The sequence below is a fragment of the Aquiflexum sp. genome (assembly GCF_977115555.1).
The window spans coordinates 1-2,439 of sequence record NZ_CDSBKL010000524.1; the positions used below are offsets into that span (position 1 = coordinate 1).

5 protein-coding genes are annotated in these 2,439 nt (G+C 40.3%); 1 reads left to right on the forward strand and 4 read right to left on the reverse strand.

From position 1 onward, the window contains the following. The coding region (locus ACZFYI_RS19070; protein WP_462525708.1) for a DUF885 family protein at positions 1-384 on the forward strand (384 nt) is incomplete at its 5' end. A 52-nt stretch (positions 385-436) separates the two neighbouring features. On the opposite strand, the gene ACZFYI_RS19075 is transcribed toward ACZFYI_RS19070, so the two are convergent. The 4 genes from ACZFYI_RS19075 to ACZFYI_RS19090 all read right to left on the reverse strand — a co-directional run. Then, complete coding sequence (locus ACZFYI_RS19075) at positions 437-1,231, reverse strand: Spy/CpxP family protein refolding chaperone (RefSeq protein WP_462525709.1); 795 nt, start codon at positions 1,229-1,231, stop codon at positions 437-439. A gap of 21 nt (positions 1,232-1,252) precedes the next feature. Beyond that, positions 1,253-1,573, reverse strand: a complete 321-nt coding sequence (locus ACZFYI_RS19080) for a hypothetical protein (RefSeq protein ID WP_462525710.1) — start codon at positions 1,571-1,573, stop codon at positions 1,253-1,255. Continuing rightward, a complete protein-coding gene (locus tag ACZFYI_RS19085) occupies positions 1,573-2,052 on the reverse strand; it encodes an RNA polymerase sigma factor (RefSeq protein ID WP_462525711.1) in 480 nt (159 codons plus the stop codon). The genes ACZFYI_RS19080 and ACZFYI_RS19085 overlap by 1 nt, the downstream gene beginning before the upstream one ends. A gap of 222 nt (positions 2,053-2,274) precedes the next feature. Next, positions 2,275-2,439, reverse strand: a 165-nt coding sequence (locus ACZFYI_RS19090) for a ThuA domain-containing protein (RefSeq protein ID WP_462525712.1), incomplete at its 5' end; no start/stop codon positions are given.

Genomic DNA, 2,439 nt, shown 5'->3' on the forward strand with positions numbered 1-2,439 from the left:
GACAAAGTCGGGATGCTTTTTTGGAGAATGCACCGGGCGGCAAGGATCGTCTTTTCACTCAATTACCATCTAGGAAAATGGACACCACAGCAATGTATCGACTTCCTTGTGGACAAGGTCGGTCACGAGCGGGCAAATGCCGAAGCTGAAGTCAGGAGGTCATTTGAAGGAAGCTATGGACCGCTTTATCAGTTGGCGTATATGATCGGGGGATTGCAGGTGTATGCTTTGAAAAACGAGATGTTGGCCTCGGGAAAAATGACCGAAAAGCAATTCCATGATTTCTTTATCAGCCAAAACTACATGCCGATAGAACTGCTCCGAGCAAGGATGAAAGGAGATATTCCAATGAATTTCAAAAGCAATTGGAGGTTTTTGGATTAAAGCTGAAAGTATAAACCCTCCAAGGTTTTGGAATCCTTGGAGGGTTTAATTTTTACTCTTTGTCTTTTTTCAAAGTGATGATGATTGCTCCCTTTTTGGCTTTTTCTCCAAATCTTGTGGTTGCAGTTTCACCCTTCAACACTTCAATACTTTGAATCTCATCGGGATTGAGATTATCGAAATCAAAAAATTCCTCATATCCTTTTTTGGTTTTGAGGTAGTACGTAGGCTTATTTTCCCCATTCTTTGGATCAACTTGAAAATATATTGTTGACTTGGATCCGGGAGTAATTACCACATCACCTGACGGGCTTACCGTACTGCTTATTCCTTTTACAGGTTCTACAGAACCTTCTCTCTCAGAATCTATTTGGAACGGTACGCCAACTCTAAATTGAGGACTATTGCTTTCTAATGTTGAGGGAATTTTTGTTGAGTTGCCATAAATAACCCAATTTTTAGTTGCTTTCAGTGACGCTTGCTGGCTTTCTGTAAGTACATTCTTAATTGCTACCAATGTACTGAGCTGCTTTTTCTTCAACCGATTTTCCAGATCTAAAACAACATCCATCTGCTTGGAAACTGTTTCGGGATTAGGTTTGGATTCTGAAAGAAGTTTTTTCAGCTTTTCCGTAGCTGCATCCAGATCCCATTTGAGCGTACTGAAGTCTGCTGCATTGGTACTGTGGATTTTTTTGATTTTCTCTGCCTGTGCGTCAGAAAGGGAGATTTTATCCCTGTTTTTCATGACGACATCAGCAGAGTAAAGGTATTCCTGAAACATATCTTGGGCATTGGCCAAGCTTGTAGCGAAGAATAGGAGGAGGAAAAGGAAGTTATTTTTCATGGTTCAAAATATAAAGTTGGTTCAGTATTCGGTCAAAAGGGAAGATGTTGGAGATTCCCAGGTTTCCAGATAGGTTTTTTCTTCAATCAGGATTTGTTGGTTGTTATTTTCATCTTTTTCAAGCGTGATAATGATAACCTCAGCCGGAGGAACTAAATCCTGACTGTCTTCAGGCCAAAGGAAAAAACCCAAAATCAACGAAGCCGCAATCCCAATAGGAATCCACCAATTGATCCTTCTTTGTCTTGCAGGTTCAGGAAAAGCCGGAATCTGAATTCCTCGATCATTTTCCTTCAATTGATCGAAAAAGCCTTGTAATTTTTTATCGGTTTGGTTATTCATCACTTTTCGATTCTTGTTTTTTCAATCCACTCTTTCAATTTCTTCTTCCCCCTATCATAATGTGTCCGAACTGTACCGATATGCAATTGCATTACTTCGGCACATTGTTCCAAGGTCATGTCATGGTAAAACACCATCAGCAACACTTCTCTTTGACGGTCCGGTAGCGCCTGGAGCAAAGCCTCATGGGATTCGTTTTCGGGAGGATCTTCCTGATATGGCAAATCCAAATCTTCCAATGGAGAGGTGTTTGTCTCTCTTCTTCTTTCCTCCAAAGCGGTAAATCTAATCACCGAAAACAGCCATGTTTTGACTTTCGCCCTTTCACTGTAGTTGGCTTTACCTTCCAAGATCTTGAGATAAACGAGCTGTAAGACATCCTTGGCCTGATCCTCATCAAAACCACAGCACTGTCTCGACCAATGGAAAGCTTCCTGATGAAGTTCTTTGAGTACAGTTTCGAGCCAATGGTTTTTCATTTCTGATCTTTAGTGTCAAAAAGTTACGATTATATGACAGTGTACTTAAGGAATTTTTGAGAAGATTGGATATAAAAAGAAATATGGTAGATATAAATTGAAATAAAGTGGAAATAATCTGGGGTATTTTAACGCCCAAAAAGATATTTCAGGAAAAATGGTTTAAAAAAACAAGGCAGGATTTTGGATCCTGCCTTGTTATATTGAATAAATCTTTTGCTTTTAATCTATAGGAAATCCTTTGGCTGCCCACCAAATTCCACCGTAGACATGCTTGAGGAAGTCAGCATCCAAGAAAGCCCAATCTGTGTGTCCCATTGCGGTATAAAACATCCTGCCTCCGTCATATTCGTTGGTCCAGGACATGGGGTGAAATTCTCCCATTCC

Excerpts from the sequence above, each read along its gene's own strand:
- ACZFYI_RS19075 (WP_462525709.1), bottom strand. The coding sequence starts at position 1,231 with ATGAAAAATAACTTCCTTTTCCTCCTCCTATTCTTCGCTACAAGCTTG.
- ACZFYI_RS19085 (WP_462525711.1), bottom strand. The coding sequence starts at position 2,052 with ATGAAAAACCATTGGCTCGAAACTGTACTCAAAGAACTTCATCAGGAA.
- ACZFYI_RS19080 (WP_462525710.1), bottom strand. The coding sequence starts at position 1,573 with ATGAATAACCAAACCGATAAAAAATTACAAGGCTTTTTCGATCAATTG.